Annotated in this window: 15 protein-coding genes; 8 read left to right on the top strand and 7 right to left on the bottom strand. The window is 45.6% G+C overall.

Annotated elements, in window-relative coordinates:
- Window positions 1–410: 410 nt before the first annotated feature.
- Genes FSU_RS07275 through FSU_RS07265 form a run of 3 tightly spaced genes read right to left on the bottom strand, consistent with a single transcriptional unit; the run spans window position 411 to window position 4,066 of the window.
- Complete coding sequence (locus tag FSU_RS07275; RefSeq protein ID WP_014545813.1) at window positions 411–1,880, bottom strand: nitrogenase component 1; 1,470 nt, start codon at window positions 1,878–1,880, stop codon at window positions 411–413.
- A 10-nt stretch (window positions 1,881–1,890) separates the two neighbouring features.
- On the bottom strand, window positions 1,891–3,201 hold the full coding sequence (locus tag FSU_RS07270) for a nitrogenase component 1 (protein ID WP_014545812.1): 1,311 nt from the start codon (window positions 3,199–3,201) through the stop codon (window positions 1,891–1,893).
- Window positions 3,194–4,066: a radical SAM protein gene (locus FSU_RS07265; protein ID WP_014545811.1), complete on the bottom strand. Its 873-nt coding sequence runs from the start codon at window positions 4,064–4,066 to the stop codon at window positions 3,194–3,196. The genes FSU_RS07270 and FSU_RS07265 overlap by 8 nt, the downstream gene beginning before the upstream one ends.
- A gap of 411 nt (window positions 4,067–4,477) precedes the next feature.
- Between FSU_RS07265 and nifH the strand changes: the two genes are divergently transcribed.
- Together nifH and FSU_RS07255 are read left to right on the top strand one after the other, a co-directional pair.
- Window positions 4,478–5,323 carry a nitrogenase iron protein gene (nifH, locus tag FSU_RS07260; protein ID WP_014545810.1) on the top strand — a complete coding sequence of 282 codons (846 nt, stop codon included), beginning with the start codon at window positions 4,478–4,480 and terminating at the stop codon, window positions 5,321–5,323.
- Between the two features lie 313 nt (window positions 5,324–5,636).
- Entirely contained in the window at window positions 5,637–6,719 is a 1,083-nt protein-coding gene (locus FSU_RS07255; protein ID WP_014545809.1) for an Rpn family recombination-promoting nuclease/putative transposase, read from the top strand.
- 19 nt (window positions 6,720–6,738) lie between these two features.
- Here FSU_RS07255 and mnmA read toward each other — a convergent pair whose 3' ends face one another.
- From mnmA to FSU_RS07235, 4 genes are all read right to left on the bottom strand, one after another.
- Window positions 6,739–7,839: a tRNA 2-thiouridine(34) synthase MnmA gene (gene mnmA, locus FSU_RS07250; RefSeq protein WP_015731911.1), complete on the bottom strand. Its 1,101-nt coding sequence runs from the start codon at window positions 7,837–7,839 to the stop codon at window positions 6,739–6,741.
- 195 nt (window positions 7,840–8,034) lie between these two features.
- The gene (gene cysK / locus FSU_RS07245; protein ID WP_014545807.1) at window positions 8,035–8,967 is read right to left on the bottom strand and encodes a cysteine synthase A; all 933 of its coding nucleotides are present in this window, start codon (window positions 8,965–8,967) and stop codon (window positions 8,035–8,037) included.
- 25 nt (window positions 8,968–8,992) lie between these two features.
- Window positions 8,993–10,279 (bottom strand): O-acetylhomoserine aminocarboxypropyltransferase/cysteine synthase family protein, encoded by a 1,287-nt coding sequence (locus FSU_RS07240; protein ID WP_014545806.1) that lies wholly within the window; start codon window positions 10,277–10,279, stop codon window positions 8,993–8,995.
- 361 nt (window positions 10,280–10,640) lie between these two features.
- Window positions 10,641–11,678, bottom strand: coding sequence for a helix-turn-helix transcriptional regulator (locus FSU_RS07235; RefSeq protein ID WP_014545805.1), 1,038 nt, complete (start codon window positions 11,676–11,678; stop codon window positions 10,641–10,643).
- Window positions 11,679–11,771: 93 nt separating this feature from the next.
- Between FSU_RS07235 and FSU_RS07230 the strand changes: the two genes are divergently transcribed.
- The 6 genes from FSU_RS07230 (at window position 11,772) to FSU_RS07210 (ending at window position 17,181) form a co-directional block, all read left to right on the top strand.
- Window positions 11,772–12,293 (top strand): phospholipase D-like domain-containing protein, encoded by a 522-nt coding sequence (locus tag FSU_RS07230; RefSeq protein ID WP_015731909.1) that lies wholly within the window; start codon window positions 11,772–11,774, stop codon window positions 12,291–12,293.
- 68 nt (window positions 12,294–12,361) lie between these two features.
- Window positions 12,362–12,892 carry a type II toxin-antitoxin system death-on-curing family toxin gene (locus FSU_RS07225; RefSeq protein WP_014545803.1) on the top strand — a complete coding sequence of 177 codons (531 nt, stop codon included), beginning with the start codon at window positions 12,362–12,364 and terminating at the stop codon, window positions 12,890–12,892.
- A gap of 130 nt (window positions 12,893–13,022) precedes the next feature.
- Entirely contained in the window at window positions 13,023–14,309 is a 1,287-nt protein-coding gene (locus FSU_RS07220; protein ID WP_014545802.1) for an ATP-binding protein, read from the top strand.
- A gap of 507 nt (window positions 14,310–14,816) precedes the next feature.
- Entirely contained in the window at window positions 14,817–15,866 is a 1,050-nt protein-coding gene (locus FSU_RS07215; RefSeq protein ID WP_014545801.1) for a hypothetical protein, read from the top strand.
- Between the two features lie 2 nt (window positions 15,867–15,868).
- Window positions 15,869–16,006 (top strand): hypothetical protein, encoded by a 138-nt coding sequence (locus tag FSU_RS16420; RefSeq protein ID WP_014545800.1) that lies wholly within the window; start codon window positions 15,869–15,871, stop codon window positions 16,004–16,006.
- A 35-nt stretch (window positions 16,007–16,041) separates the two neighbouring features.
- Window positions 16,042–17,181, top strand: coding sequence for a PDDEXK-like family protein (locus FSU_RS07210; protein ID WP_014545799.1), 1,140 nt, complete (start codon window positions 16,042–16,044; stop codon window positions 17,179–17,181).
- Window positions 17,182–17,256 lie beyond the last annotated feature (75 nt).

The following is a 17,256-nucleotide window of genomic DNA, read 5'->3' as shown; positions in this document are numbered from 1 at the left end:
TAATCTCCTATGACGCTATTAAATGCTAGCGCCTTTTTGGTTTAAAATTTGTTTTGAATAAAAAAATCCCGCTACGGAACATCAAACCGAGCGGGAATCTGTTTAAAAGAATAGCCTAAAAACTAGATGCCCGTCCGACATCGGCAACAACAAGCGAAATTTAAGCTATTGAACGGGAAATTCATTTTTTATATCCTATTTCTTTTGTAGGTTAATTTAGATAAAGCCTTTCGTTTTGGCAAGAGATTTCTTTATACTATTTTTCTTGAACCGGCAATAATGATTTTCTATAGCCGTTTTGTTGTTGCGTTTTTTTTGAATTTGAATCTCAGCTGAAATTGGTTGCTTAAACAAAAAATCTCCTGCGGAAAAAATTCCCGCAGGAGAAACCATGTCAAAAAAATGTTTGTTTACCTTGCGCCTTCCGGCTTCAAGAACTTGTCTGTATCTTGTTCGTACCACCACTTGGTATAGGGTAACTTGATTCGAGCGGCAAGACTCTTTTCAAAGCTACGGTTCTTGATGGTATCGAGGATGCTCTTGGCAAAGTTGAGTGTTCCTTCGTAACCGAAAATCATGTATTCATCGGCGACGAAGAGCGCTGCGTAACCCTGCTTGATGGCCCATACGGTTGAGCCCGGATGACGACTAAAGTAAATGTCCGGCTTGTGATAGTTCAATACGCTCATCACTTCGTAGTTTTGTTGGTCAGCCACAGTGAGCTTGAGCCCCTTTGGCGATGTCTTCAGCAAATGTTCGAGTGCTGGCGGAATCTGGCCGTTATCGTACTTGTAGTCATAATGCCAAGCAAGACCGTGAACCACTTCCATACCGAGTTCCTGCAATACGCGCGAAACTTCGTAGGTGTAGCCCGGGCCCATACCGATCACGGCGCGAAGACCCTTGAGTTCCCTCTTGACTTCTTCGATTTGTGGCAAGTAAATGGCGCGCTGGCGCTCGATGTAGCGTTCCACTTCGGCTTCCTTGCCAATCGTTTTGCCGATAGCGCGGAACCAAGTTTCAAAACCGGTAATGCCGTTCGGGTTAATCGTACGCACATATGGTACACCGTAAGTTTCCTCGAGGGCGTTGCCGAGGTAGGTGCCGAGCGTTCCGCAAATGCAAACCATTGCTTGGGCTTCGCTCAAATGCGAAAGTTCTTCAACAGTGGAGTTACAATAAACGAATTGCGGTTCTGCGCCGATTTCCTTGAAAAGTTCCGTAATTTGCGGACGTGCGCTTTCAAAGAAGTTCTTGAAGATGATCTTGTTGTTCTTCTTCTCGGGCGGTTTCACGATTCCCTGCAAAACGGCGTGGTCCGCGATATCGAAACCGCTGGCCCAAATGCGGCTCTTGAAACCTTCGCAATGGATTGGAATAATTGGAATATCGTATTCATCTGCGAGTTCGTCGGCGAGACCGTCAACGTCTTCGCCAATCACGCCCGATACGCAAGAAGACGAGAGGAAAATCGCTTCCGGGTGGAACTTTTCGTACGTGTACTGCGTTGCCTTGCGGAGTGCTTCGATAGCGCCAAAGACTGTATCGTTTTCGTTCAAGTCCGTGCAGACGTAAACGGAATTTGTCTTTTCGTTAATGCGTTCGGCGAGTTGGCGGAATTTGACATCTTCACCTTGCGCAAGCGCAACGCAACCGGCTGGAGCGTGATAGACGACAGCCACATTGCGGATACTGATGAGCTGGTCCAAAGCGCAGCCCGAAAGACAAGAACTGGACTGGCTAAAGCAACGTTCGCGATTCTTGACAGATCCGCACTGTGAGCGGTGTGCGAGCGTTTCCAAGTCGCCCGAAAATCCAGTGATGGATCCAAGACGGTTTTCGCGAACACCGACGTTTGCATTTTTAAAATTAAATGGCATTAGATCCTCCTTAAATTTTCAGCATGGAAAGTGCTGCAGAGTAGATGTCTTCCAACAAGTAAAGACCGCCGGAATAACCTGCCACATGCGAGTTGATGACGATTTTTTCGATCATCGGATAGCTGATGTTCACGAAGTGGCCCTTGAGTTCGTGGGCGAGTTTCTTTTCCCAGTTCGAACCGATGATGAGCGGGGAGCCGCCAAAGTCCATTTTGCGGATTTGATTCTGGAGGTCGAAACCGTCCGTGGTGAACTCGACTTTTGTTTTGATGTCGTAATTCAGCGTGTTTGTTTCTTGCGAGACTTCTTCGCGGAATGCTTCCGGCGTGTCGTCCGTAACGAACAGTTTTTGCGGGAAAAGACCCATGTCGTTCACGAGAAACTTGGTCACAGCAATTACGTACTGGGCTTCGCTCACGACGGTAAAGCGCTTGCTCACGATACGGCTTTCGAGAATCGTATCGGCGTAGCGTTCCAGGTAGTAGAAGAACTGCGCTTCGTTTTGCTGGATAACGGATTCCGTGAGTTCTTTGTCAGCGCCCGTGAACTCAGCGACCGTACGGAGGAACTTTGTCGTTTCGGCCGCACCAATTGGCAAAATCGGGTAGTGCAACAGCGGAATGTTGAATTCCTTTTCGAGATACTGGGCGCTTTCGAGGCCTGCCCACGGCGAAACTAGAATTGTGTATTCTGCCGTCGGAATCTTCTGCAAGTTTTCAAGCCCGCGACCAAAACCGAAAATCGTATTCGTCTTGAGACCGATGGACTGCAAAAGACGTTCGAGTTCACGCAAGTTGCCAAGCCAATACGGATCCTGCTGTGGCACGCCTGCGAATAAGTTGACGAGTCCCTTTTCCTTCGGGGCTTCGCCCTTGAACTTTCTCACATACTGTTCAAAGATGCTCTTTAAAATCCAGTCGTGACCGATGTAGTTGTTGCCCTTGAATCCCGGTGTCTTTGCCCAGATGACAGGCTTTTCGGCATCTTCGAATTCTTCTGCGACTTCTTGAATGTCGTCACCAATGATTTCACCCGTGCAACCGGAAAGAACCACGAACAGGTCGGCATCGATGATTTTGAGAGCGTTGCTGATGGTTGAACGCAACTTGTCTGCACCGCCAAACACGACTTCTTTTTCGCTGATACTTGTGCAAGGGTAAATGTTGGGGCTGAATCTGCCGCTCGTGCCGTTGTTATCGTTTAGCTTGGATGCGCATCCCGGACCGGAATGCAAAACGGGAATTGCTCCAGGAATGGATTGCACGGTCTGCATTGCTGCCAAAGCGCATTTGTAGCGCGCCTGATCCAATATTTTAGCCATGAGAGAAAGTCTCCTTTACACGGATGCGATCCATGTAGATTTGTGAACCAACGTCATAGACGCCGGGAACGCCAACAGCATCTGCTCTGCAGTGAGCGCAGTGCTTGAAAACATTGATAAATACGCCGGCCTGTTCCTGTGCAATTGCGAGTCCCTTCGGAGTCGGGGCTGGAAGATCCTTGAATCCGTTTTGCGGAATCAGCGGAATGATGTTGTATATAATCGCTCCCGCTTCGCGGACTGTAGCGGCCACATCTTCGATATGGTTGTCGTTGATGCCTGGGCAAAGAACCGTATTTACTTTCACGAGTGTCCCGCTTTTTGCAACCTTGCGAATGCCTTCCAGCTGGTTGTGGATCAAGATTTCAGCGGCTTCGACACCCGTGTAGGTCTTGCCGTGGTAGAAAATTCTCGCATTGATCATTGCTTCGATTTCTGGGTCAACGGCGTTCACCGTGACCGTAAGCGTATCGATGCCCACGTCAATGACTTCGTCTGCCTTGTCGTTCAGCAAAAGTCCGTTTGTGCTCATGCAACGAATCAGGTTTGGAAATTCCTTTTTGACGAGGCGGAAAGTGTCCAGTGCAAAAGGTGTCGCGAGCGTGTCGCCAGGGCCTGCAATACCCACCGTAGTAAGATCCGGTACGAATTCAAGAGCCTTGCGAATATAGCCACATGCTTCTTCCGGTTTGATAACTTTACTTGTATTTCCCGGGACTTGTGCGTCTTCGTTGATGCGACGGTCGCAAAAACGGCATTCGATGTTACAACCCGGAGCGACGGGCAAATGGATACGCCCTTTACGATTCTTGCATGCGCCAAAGCAGGGGTGCTCTCTAAAAACTGTTTCTTGATCGATTGCCATAAAACCTCACAAAGGCAAAAGATTCGTGGTAAACACAAGGCATAAAAGCCTTGCGCTAAACTAGCGGTAAATACCGATTTAGTTTATGTGGAAGATGATGAACGGTTTGCCTAGCGTTCTGTTGTGTGATTAATTCTTTTACTTCCCTGTCGAAGAAGTTCGGGCAAAAATTTAAAAAGCGGTATAGCGAAAGACAATATGAAACAAGGGGTGAAAATTAAAAAAAATGTTTTTTCTGGGCGTGCAATAGATTCCCGCTGAATGGGGTTATAAAAAGTTTTTATAGCAACGCGCAAAAAAGAATAATTGTGACGAAATGGGCTAAAAAAGTATTGAAAAGGGTAGACGCAAATTCTAAACTTGTTCTTGCCTAGCGTTCCTATAGGAAAATCCTAAGGAGACACTTATAATATGTCAAAGAAATTACGTCAAATCGCTATCTATGGTAAGGGCGGCATCGGTAAATCTACTACGACTCAGAACTTGACCGCAGGCCTTGTGGAACAGGGCAAGCACGTGCTCGTTGTCGGTTGCGACCCGAAGGCTGACTCTACTCGACTCTTGCTCGGTGGTCTCCATCAGAAGACTGTGCTCGATACCATTCGCGATAACAAGACCGAAATCCAGCTCTCTGACCTTGAAAAGGTTGGCTTCAAGGGCGTTCGCTGCGTGGAATCCGGTGGCCCGGAACCGGGCGTGGGTTGCGCTGGCCGCGGTATCATCACTTCCATCAGCATGCTTGAACAGCTCGGTGCTTACACCGAAGATCTCGACTACGTTTTCTACGACGTGCTCGGTGACGTTGTGTGCGGTGGTTTCGCCATGCCGATTCGTGAAGGCAAGGCGAAGGAAATCTACATCGTTGCTTCCGGCGAAATGATGGCCCTCTACGCTGCAAACAACATCTGTAAGGGTATTGCCAAGTACGCTGAACGCGGTGAAGTGCGACTCGGCGGTATTATCTGCAACAGCCGTAACGTCGATAACGAACTTGACTTGCTCCGTGCATTCACCAAGGAACTCAATACGCAGCTCATCCAGTACGTGCCGCGCAACAACATCGTGCAGCAGGCAGAAATCCGCAAGAAGACCGTGATTGATTTCGAACCGAACTGCAACCAAGCCAACGTCTACCGCGAACTTGCAAAGAACATCGACGAAAACGAGCTCTTTACCATCCCGACGCCGATGACGCAGGACCGATTGGAACAAATTCTCATCGACTACGGCATGATGGAAAAAGACTACTCCATTTAAAAACTTTTATTGCCAACTATCTCAAAGTGAAAAATCTTACCCAATCGGGTAGGATTTTTGCGTTATTGGAATTTTTTTTCTGTCAAATGTTGCCTTTAATTTGTAAAAAAAACGCAAATGCAACCAATTGTTTGCAAAATGAACCGAAAGCAAAATTTCCCTTGTTTTCCCGGAATGAGTTTGTTAAATTAAGCACATCCGTTCTTGATAACGCAAATTGTTTTCAAGAACTTTTTGCTAGATCGTTTTCTATATCCTTTGCTATATGAGATTGCGTACCAGCTCGCTTTAAACAACTGGTTCCACTGAATAAATGGAAAACGAAAATAAGGTTACTAAACGAAAACACGACGCATACTTTCGCTGGCTATTTGCCGATACAACACACGCGCGCTGCTTGCTTGAACTTGCTGGGAAAATTAACCACGAGATTGACGCTTTCCTGACTCAGATCAATCTTGATACGCTCATGCGTATTCCAGATTCCTATTCAGAAGTTGATGACACTGGCGAAGCGGACCTCGCGTTCCGTGTGAACGTCTCGACGGGCGCTCCGATTCTCGTCGGAATCCTGCTGGAACACAAGTCCGGACGCGATCCCATAATCTTCGACCAAATCTCCAAATACATTCATTCCGTCATGAAAATTCAGGACAAGAACAGGATATTCAGCGGAATCCCGACAATGGCGATAATATTCTACAACGGACGTGACAACTGGAATCCTCTCAAGATTCTAGAAAAGTCCTATCCCGATTATTTTCGCGGGAAAGTGCTCCCGTTCCAGTGTACGTTCGTGAATATGGCAGATATTCCCGACAGTGATTGCCTCGCCTGCGAAAATACTGCAACCGGCATGGGGATAATCGCGCTAAAGCATGCGTTCAACAAAGACAAGCTGCTGGAACTGTTGCCTCAGTTCTGTAAATTCCTGGATAAAATGCCACGAAACGAGGCCTCTTGTCTGCTTGAAAAAACAAGTATATATTTAATGGAGTATTTAGGTAAAGACTTCCTAAAGGAGCTGAACATGGCGTTCGTAAGCATCGGACAGAAATACGGTTTCGTAAGCATAGGTGACTATTTCCGCCAGCAATTGGCAGAAGAGCGTCAGCAAATGACGGAAGAGCGACTGCAAATGGCTGAAGAACGTCAGCAGATTACAGAAGAACGCCTGCAAATGGCTGAAGAACGTCAGCAGATTACAGAAGAACGCCTGCAAATGACTGAAGAACGTCAACAATTCGAGGAAAAATTAGCCAAAGAACGTGATAAGTTGAATAAAGTCGAAGAAGAAAAGATTAATACAGCAAGAGGGCTATACAAAGACAATGTTCCTATGGAGATTCTTGTTCGACGCTTCAATCTTACAGAAGAACAAATTCGAGGGAAATAAAAAGGGCGTTTCTCGCCCTTTACTTCCCGATGATCGCGCTGGCGACCACGCCTTTGTCTGCGTAGAGCACTAGCACTTGACCCGGTGCCGATGCGAATTGCGGTTCGTCAAATTTCACGCTGATTGTGCCGGCCGCAGTGTCCAAAGCCGTAATTCTGGCTGTTGCGCCTTTATGTCCGAGACGAATGTGTGCCGTGAGCGGCTCCTTCAAAAGTGGGGAAGTCTCTGAAACCATCAAGTTCAAGTCGACAGCAGAAACTTCGGTACAGCTCAAAGCGCTTCGCGGACCTAAAATCACCTGATTGTGGTGTGCATCAATCGCCACAACGTAAAGCGGTTCCGCTTGCCCGCCGATGTTGAGCCCCTTACGTTGCCCGATCGTGTAATGCACAATGCCCTTATGCTTCCCGAGAACTTTTCCGTTCACATCGATAAAATCTCCGGGAACGTTATCGCTCTCGTCAAATAGCACCGAGTAATCGCCGCACTCGATAAAGTCCTGGCTTTCGCGCTTTGTTGCAAAATCGTCCCAGCCGATTTCCTTGGCGAGCGCTTTCACGTCTGCTTTCTGCATTCCGCCGAGCGGGAAAATCACAGTGGAAAGTTGCTCTGCCGAGAGTCTTGATAAAAAGTACGTCTGGTCTTTATGCTCGTCCAATGCTTCGTACAAGAACGGAACATCAGGATTCTTGAAATCGAGTCGCGCGTAATGCCCCGTCGCAAAGTAATCGAAATCAATCCCGAGCTTGCGTGCCGCATGCTGTAGCGCTCCAAACTTGATGCTCTGATTGCAACGGACGCATGGATTCGGCGTTCGCCCTGCGCGGTATTCCGCACGGAAATAGTCGAGTACTTCACGCTTGTAATCTTCGGCAACCGGAACAACGTAATGCGGAATCCCGAGACGTTCGGCAACGAGTTTTGCCTCTTCGATATTCTTGTCTTCGCTCGGACCGTAACAGCCTTCGCGACCTTCGACTGCAGGCATTTTCACGGAGTCGTCCCACGTCGCCATCGTCATGCCGACAACTTCGTAACCTTGCTTTTTCAGTAAATACGCCGAAAGGGCGGAGTCCACACCGCCCGACAATCCTACAGCGACACGCTTTTTTTGTGACATGTTAAAACCGTTCTTTTTGAAAATTGGTGATCCCGGCACAAGGCCGGGATGACAATGCGTTGTATAAAACACAAATAAACGCTAGAGAGGCGAATGGAACCTTCTAGCGTTTGCATTCAATAAACTTTTGTTGAGAGGATGGTTTCTACCGCGTAGCGAATGGAACTGCGAGGCACTTACCAAACCTTAAATCAATTAGTCAGCGAAGAGCGGAGTGGAGAGGTAACGGTCACCGCTATCCGGGAGGAGTGCGACAATCGTCTTGCCCTTGTTTTCCGGACGCTTTGCAAGTTCGATTGCGGCATGCAAAGCAGCGCCAGAAGAGATACCCACGAGGATGCCTTCTGCCTTGGCAATTGCCTTCCCTGCGGCAAATGCGTCTTCGTTCTTGACCGGGAGCACTTCGTCATAGACGGAGGTGTTCAAAGTATCCGGAACAAAGCCTGCGCCAATACCCTGGATCTTGTGCGGACCAGCCGTGCCCTTGGAAAGCACCGGAGAAGATTCCGGTTCAACTGCGACAACCTTCACATTCGGATTTTGGGACTTGAGGTATTCACCGACACCCGTGACCGTTCCACCAGTACCTACGCCTGCGACGAAAATGTCAACCTTGCCATCCGTGTCTTCCCAAATTTCCGGACCCGTCGTTGCCTTGTGGGCGGCTGGGTTTGCCGGGTTCACGAACTGACCCGGGATAAAGCTGTTCGGAATTTCCTGAGAGAGTTCCGTTGCACGAGCGATAGCGCCCTTCATGCCCTTAGCGCCTTCAGTGAGAACAATTTCTGCACCGTAAGCCTTGATGAGCTGGCGACGTTCAACACTCATGGTTTCCGGCATCACGATGATGATGCGGTAGCCGCGAGCCGCTGCGACGGAAGCAAGACCGATACCAGTGTTACCAGAAGTCGGTTCGATAATCACGGAACCCGGCTTAAGCTTGCCTGAAGCTTCGGCATCGTCGATCATTGCCTTGGCAATACGATCCTTGACAGATCCAGCCGGGTTGAAATATTCAAGCTTTGCCACAATCTTAGCCTGGAGATTGTTTTCCTTTTCGATGTGGGAAAGTTCGAGGAGCGGGGTATGACCGATAAGTTGGTCAGCAGATGCGTAAATTTTTGACATGGTAGAATCCTTTTGTTATTTATAATTAAATCTGGTCAAGAGCCTGTGCGAGGTCGTTGATGATGTCTTCGTAGTGTTCCGTACCGATAGAGAGACGGATCGTTGCAGGAGAGATACCAGCTTCGGCAAGTTCAGCCGGAGTGAGTTCGGAGTGGGTCGTTGTATACGGGTGAACAACGAGGCTCTTCACGTCGGCAACGTTAGCGAGCAAGCTGAAAATCTTGAGCCCGTCGATGAACTTGAAGGCTTCTGCCTGGCCGCCCTTCACATCGAATGTGAAGATGGAACCTGCACCGTTCGGGAAGTACTTCTGGTAGAGAGCGTGCTGCGGATGATCTGCAAAGCTCGGGTGGTTGACCTTAGCGACCTTCGGGTGCTTCGAGAGGAATTCGAGAACCTTCTTGGTGTTTTCCACATGACGGTCAAGACGGAGCGAAAGCGTTTCAGTGCCCTGCAAGAGAAGGAATGCGTTGAACGGGGAAATTGCTGCACCTTCGTCACGGAGAAGGATAGCGCGGATGTAAACGATGTAAGCTGCTGCGCCAGCTGCTGCGGTGAAAGGCACACCGTAGCTCGGGTTCGTTTCGGTGAACTGCGGGAACTTGCCAGATGCAGCCCAATCAAACTTGCCACCGTCAACAATCACGCCGCCGAGAGTCGTACCGTGACCGCCGATGAACTTCGTTGCAGAATGCACGACGATATCAGCACCGTGTTCGAGCGGACGAATCAAGTACGGAGTACCGAAGGTGTTGTCGATCACGACCGGAATCTTGTTCTTGTGAGCGAGTTCGGAGATGGCCTCGATATCCGGGATGTCGGAGTTCGGGTTGCCGAGCGTTTCAATGAAGATGAGCTTGGTGTTGGACTTGATAGAGTTTTCGACTTCCTTGAGGTTGTGGATGTCGACGAAAGTCGTTTCAATGCCGAACTTGGAAAGCGTATGTTCCAAGAGGTTGTAGGTGCCGCCGTAGATGGAGCGCTGTGCGACCACGTGGTCACCCTTGCGAGCGAGAGCCGTGATGGCATAAGTAAGAGCTGCTGCACCGGAAGCGACTGCGAGACCTGCGATACCGCCTTCGAGAGCAGCGATGCGCTTTTCAAAAACGTCCTGCGTGGTGTTGGTGAGGCGGCCGTAAATGTTGCCTGCATCCTTCAGATGGAAACGGTCAGAAGCGTGCTGAGCGCTGTGGAACACGTAAGAGGTGGTCTGGTATATAGGAACTGCTCGGGAATCGGTTGCCGGGTCTGCCTGTTCCTGACCAACGTGGAGCTGAAGAGTTTCGAAATGGAGCTTATTCTGAGTCGTCATATTATTTAAATCCTTTTGTGCGCTTGGCGCGAAATTTTCGCGTTCGCCCGAACGTTTTGTTACTGTTGGCGTCGGGCGACGCGATAGTTAATAGTTTTGCTCAATCCTGAGCGTTAAATTTTGGCGGTATTAGGCCCGCCCGCCTTCAGCTTGGTTACACATTCGACATCGCATAGCGAAATCCTCCAGGCTTTTCCCTTTCGGGGTGCCTCGTTCGTTTGATGTGCATAATTTAAAAACAAAACCCTACTAGTCCAATAGGAAAGTAGGGTGAATTATAAAATTTTTCTAGAAAAGTTACTTATATATAAATAAAAGCTATAACAAGACCGTAATTTTGGTAATAACGAGTGGATTTTCCTTACTTTTCGTACTTTTCCACCAGCTTTTTTGCCGTTTCCAGTATCATCTGCCTCAACTTTTTCGGCTGTTCAACCGTCGCGATGTTCCCATAATACATAATCCACTGCTTGAGCAGCTCGTTCACCTCGACCTTCATCGTTACGCGGATCTCGTCGCCTGGCGCGTCTTCCATTTCCATGGAGCGGTGGTACGGACGTTCCTTCAAAAAGTTCTTGGCGTATTTCGGGAAGTAAATGACGACCTTTTCCTCTTGCGGATTCTGTTCGCCCAAAAGCAAAGATCCCGTGCGGATGCGCTTGCGCAGTGATTCAACAACCTTCGGGTCTTCTTCAAAAGTTTCCTTCAGCAATTTTACCGACTCGATGCGTTGCAATTTTAACGCGTAAGTTTTGTCGGGGTGGTGCTGCGAAACGCAACCGATATAAATGTCTCCATGACTTATGGCGACCATCAGCGGAATGCGTGGCTTATCCGATGGCGTTCCCCAATTGTCTGTATATTTTATCTGTACTTTCCGTTTTTGACGAATCGCGTTAAGAATGGTCGGCAGGTGCTTGCTCACGTCTTCGTCGTAATTGGGCGGAGTCCCCATAAAGAGAATGCGCCCGCTCAATTCTTTTGAATAGCTCTTCAAAACATCTTGCTGCTTCGCGGGCAAATCCTGCGTGATTCTCTTGGTGAGGTCATCGATAAGGCTAGCTGTTGCCGGGTACAAGTTTGCGATGCGCTGCAAAAAGACGAAATGCAAAACCATGTCGCCAAACTCTGGGAATACGAGCTTGTTCGCACGTTCAAGCGCCGCCTGGTAATAAGTCTTGCCACTGTCAGTAATGCGTTGGATGTAACGGCTTTCAAGATTTGTCAAGGCCTGCATATCGCGCTGCACGCTTCGCAATTCATTTGCGGGAATATCCAAATGCTGCATGATGTCCGTAACGCTATAACGATTGTTATAGTGTGCCATCAGGTACACAAAAATTCGCACCATGCGTTCGCCGCGACCCGGATTTTCCATAAAAACCTCTTTCCTTGTCATGCCGGACTCCGTTCCGGCATCGCCATCTTGTATTTTCAATATATATAAATCCGACGACATTTATTGTCGTGCGACAATACTATATTTCTTTCTATGTCCACGTTTACCAAGTACATCCAAAACGAAGAACACTATTCCGAAGTGATTTCCCGTATCGCAACAGTCCACGAAACGCTCTGGATCGGTACCGCCGACATCAAGGATGTTTATGTGAAACAGAACGGCGAATCAATCCCGCTGCTCGGACAACTCGCAGGACTCCTCAAGCGCGGCGTAGGTGTGCGGCTCATTCACGCCAAGGAACCCGGCCCGAACTTCCGCGAAGATTTCGACCGCTATAAGATTCTCGCGACCGACCTTGAACGCGTCATGTGTCCGCGAGTGCATTTCAAGATGATGATATTCGACCTTGAAACCGCCTACATCGGCTCCGCAAATTTGACCGGCGCAGGCATCGGCATGAAAAGTTCCCTCCGTCGCAACTTCGAAGCGGGAATCCTCACGAACGACCCGCAAATCGTCGAACCCGCCATCGAGCAATTCGACACGCTCTGGATGGGTGCCCACTGCGAAAAATGCGGCCGCCAGGAATTCTGCAGCGATAGAATCAAGTAATCTAAGCGACAGTAATTGTCGCATCGTCATTCTATATTCTTGACGTTCCCCTACAAAAGGAGTACGTCATGGATAAAAACGAAAAACTTGAAATTGCAAACGTCATCAGCGACTTTAGAACGGCCCTCGAAACGCTGGACCGGTACGACCATCAACAACTTGAAATCCCCAAGGCAGGCGACTACGCCGAAACGAAAGGTGCCATAACATACGAACTCGCTGTGGACGCTATCGCTGTGCTCAAGGAAAAGTTCCGCGACAGCGGCATCTTCGGCGTTGAAAAAGACGCCTCTTTCAAAAGTTCTCTCGGACAAATTTACCAGACCTTCGACGGCAAGGACCTTTATCCGACCGTACAGCTGAAAGCCGCAACGCTCCTCTATCTTCTCGTCAAGAACCATTCCTTTATCGATGGCAACAAGCGCATAGCCGCATTCATTTTCTTGTGGTACATGTCCCGCAACGAAATCCTCTACCGCGTGGACGGCTCCAAAATTTTGAGCGATGGTGCTCTCGTCGCACTCACGCTGCTCATCGCCGAAAGCAAACCCGAAGAGCGCGAAACCATGGTCAAGCTCGTCGTGAACTTGATTCTGTGATGTGGATTTGGCTTTTTTGAGCGAAAAATATCAAATTTTATATTTTAGTCCATTATGATGGGTTATTTTCTGTATTTTAGTCCATTTTGATGGATAAAAACCTATATTTTAGTCCATTAAGAGGTACTTTATGGACGAAAAGAAACTGTTACAGGTTCTTGCGGAACAGAAAGAAGAAATCACGACTAGGCGTGATTCTTGGGTGCCTCGTAGTGAAGAAGCCCTGTTTGAAATGGATAGTTCGCTTGCACAGGTGGTCATCGGTGTTCGCCGCAGTGGAAAATCGACGATATGCCACAAGGTGCTGCAAGATCATGGCATCAACTATGCTTATGCGAACCTAGATGACGATCGGTTGATGTCGCTTTCTGTTGAAGACTTGAACACGCTTCTGCTTTGCCTTTATCAACTCTACGGTACGGATATCCAGTACATACTCCTCGATGAAATTCAAAATGTCGATGGTTGGCATTTGTTTGTGAACCGTCTTTTGCGACAGGGATTGCACGTGTTTGTTACTGGCTCCAACGCAAAGCTGCTGAGTAGCGAACTTGTGACGCATCTGACCGGACGTTACAATGAAATTCGTCTCTATCCGCTTTCGTTTGCGGAATACTGCGCCTTTCATCAGGTGAATCTGCAAGATGTTACGACTAAGGCAGAGGCCGCTCGTAAATCGGCCTTCCTTGAATATCTGCAATATGGCGGGTTCCCGGAACTGCAAAACATTAACAACAAACGTGCTTACATACAAAGTTTATTTAACTCTATAATACTAAAGGATATCGCGGGTCGATTCAAAATTCGCCATGCCGAAGTTCTCCGTACCATCGCGAACCACATAATCAACAATTCTTGCCAAGAGGTCAATTACAAATCCCTGGCTGAGAATTTTGGACTGAACAGCACCACGACCGCCATAAAATACGTGGATTATCTTAAACAGGCTTTCTTGATTGGGCTGTTGAGCAAGCATTCGTTCAAGAGCAAAGTCCGGCTCCGTAACAGCAAGGCTTATGTGATTGATACCGGATTTATTGCCAATCGTGAAAACGCCCTCTCGCAAGAGAATCTAGGCTGGCGACTTGAAAACATGGTTTACATCGAACTGTTGCGTCGAGCCGCGAAGGAGTTCGATGACGTGTATTATTATAAGCCGTCGTCGCAATCTAAAGAAGTCGATTTCGTTGTTTGCAGACAAGATAAAGCAAAGGAACTCGTGCAAGTCGCATACGAGATTGATTCTACCAAAGCGTTTAATCGCGAAACCTCGGCCTTGGTCCAGGCTTCGGACGTGCTCAAGTGCAATGAATTGACTTTGGTTTGCTTCGACGAAAGTCGTGACGAGATTGTAAAAGGCAAGACCATCCACATAAAAAACGCACTAGAGTGGAGTCTTGGATCTGAAAAAGTGTAGAAAACGCGCTTTTGCGTGCATGCCTTGTGAAAATTTGATTATATTACTGAAAAAAGAGGTTTTCATAAGGTAATCAAGTTTTTGACATAAGTTTGAGCTCTGCTCTTGGCTTTCAATCGAAATCGGCAAAATTTTGAATATACGGAAGACTGAGCGCACTGACTCGCGCCTCGTGGCGTGGGTTTTTGTGTTTATTCCGTATAGGTTTTGCCGAACCGCGATTGAGTAAATTGCATAAACTCCACGCTTTTTTTGTGGGAAAAAAATGCAAGCCAAGGGCTGACGACTGTAATTGTCGCGGCCCCGTTCTATATTGGGAATGGTCGGCAAAACCAAAGAATAAATGCGAGGACTTACGGAAAATATGAGAGAAAAACAGGAAAATACTGCACTGGAACCGTTGAATGGTTCCGTTTGGAATATGGGAGGGTGAATTAAAGATTTCGGATCTGTTTTTAAGCTATTTCCTGAAAACGAGGGTATATTTCTTTTTAAGAAGGAGTTTTTATGAGTGAAAATGTAAATGAAAATCACAAATCTTTGCAGGTTTGTGAAGATAAACTGCTGCAATTGCTTCAAGAGAATGATGAAAATCTTGGAGATGTTTCGATAATTGAAAATAGTCAATCGGAAACATTAAAAGATATTGCAATAGAAGCTAGAAATTTGGCTTATGATACTTTGAAAAATTTTGGTCCGCATCTTGTGAATTTTCTTTCTGAAAAAAATAAAGGAGAAAAAATTTATTGCGTCACTCAAAAAACAATGATGAAAATGGCGAAGATCGGTGCCAAATTGTTAAAAAATTCAGCAAGAGATGCTCTTTCTCCAAATTTACGAGGAACAAATAATGAACTTGTCGGACAAGTTGATCTAGAAGAGCGTTTTTTGCCTACGGGTAATCCCGAAATGGCGATGGCTTTAGCTTCGTTATCTTCTCAAATGGCGGCAATTCAGGAAACTTTGCAAAATATGCAGGAATCTATAGACGATATATACAAAGGTCAGTGGAATGATAGGTTTGCAAAAGTTGATGCCGCAAAAAATGAGTTGTTTTTGGCCCAACATATAGAAAGTCCAGAAAGAAAAATGCAAGTAATAACAAACGCTTTACATTTGATATGTTGTGGGGAAAGTGAAATTACTCGCTCATTAGAAGATGAAATTGAAAAATGTGAAAATCTAGGATTTAGGGATAGTCGTGGTAAAGCGAAAAAACATATGGATATGTTGATAAAGCATATACCTTTTCTGTTTGAATCCTGGCAAATTAAGTTGTTGCTTTTGCAACAATCAAATGAATTTCCTGCGTTAGCGGCAGAATCAAACCGAATTCGTTGTAAAATTCAGAGATTGTTTACTAAGGATCGAATTGAACTTATGCGAAGTCAAACGCATGGTAAATATTTATTTAGATTGTTTGAAAAGAAAGAAAATTATTGGATTGATAATTTTAAGCCGAAATTGGATACTTCAACAAAATGGTTAAAGTCAGTGGAAATGCAAAGTAAGGAAATAATTGCCTATAAAAAGGAATTGTTGCTAGAAGGAGTTTAAATATGGATAAGGCTACTCAACGTGATATTTTTACAGTCGTAAAAGCGCTAATTGCTGTATTCGGAATCAAAAAAGGCGCTGAAAAGGGGGTTAAAAAGTATAAAGAGTGGAAAAAAAAGAGGAAAGATGAAAAAAAATAGCTTTGGGCTGTGAAAAGTTTGATTTAGGGATTCCTATGAATGCTAATACAGAAATATTATCCAATCTGCTTTCGAAAATAGAATCAATTAAACGAAAATATGAAAATGTAAAAAAAGAAAAGGATCTATTCAATGTATTTGAAGTGCTAAAATTGGAAAATGTAGAAAAAAAACATTCTGCTTTTATTGCTGAGTTGTTGAATCCCAAAGGTTCTCATAAACAATCGTCAAAATATTTAAAATTATTTTTTCAACGATTAAATTTGAGGTATGACGATTTATGTAATGTGGTGTGCGAAAAAAAAGTTGAATCTGAAAAATATGGCAAAGGCTTTATTGACATTTTTTTAGAGACTGATAAAAAAGAAAACAGCGTTGTGATTGAAAATAAAATTTACGCAGATGATCAAAATAATCAGCTTGCAAAATATCATGATGTGTATCCTAAAGCACAATTGTTGTATTTGACTTTAGATGGAAAAGACCCGTCTGCAAAAAGCCTTGATGGTTTACCAAATAATCTGTATAAAAGTATTTCTTATGATACATTTATTTTAGAGTGGCTTAATAGTTGTTTGGATGAAACGAATTCAAAATATCGGATTTATTCACTTATTGATCAATATAGAGAATTAATATTAAAGCTTACAGGACAAGGTATGATTCAAGAAGAAAAAAGAGAATTGGTGTCTGAGTTTACAAGTACAGAAGATAAATTAAAACTTTTCTTTTATATGATGCAATGTCAGCTAGAAATAAAAAAGTGTTTTGCTGATAAAATAAAAGAATGGCTGTTGCAGTTTGCAAACGAATTGAATTTTAAAATTTCAAATGTAGAAAAACTTTGGGAAAAGTATTCTAGTTTTGATATTATTTTCAATGAACGATGGCTCTTAACAGTTGAGTTCCAAAAAGAGTATTATGGAAAATTTATAGTCGGATTGCTTAGAAAAAATGCGAATCAGTTAGATGATGATATAATAAAGCTACTTTTAACGAAATGCAGTTGTTTTCGTGTTGATGACTCAAATATGAAATGGAGATTCTACTCAGATAATATACCTTTATTTCCAAATGAGAGCTCGTTTGTAGATGCTTTGGAATACAATAAACTTCCTGATTCTTTTACGACTCTTGTAAAAGAATTGAATGATGCTATTCAAGAGCTTAGTTAGAAACTAGATGCAAATGAAAATAATAAGGCTTTTATAAATTTAAAAATGATGAATTCGTTCAAACGAATAAAAATT

It is taken from the genome of Fibrobacter succinogenes subsp. succinogenes S85 (genome assembly GCF_000146505.1).
GTDB classification, from domain to species: Bacteria; Fibrobacterota; Fibrobacteria; order Fibrobacterales; family Fibrobacteraceae; genus Fibrobacter; species Fibrobacter succinogenes.
The sequence above is the reverse complement of the archived record's forward strand: the minus strand, read 5'-3'. Positions and strand labels throughout refer to the sequence as shown.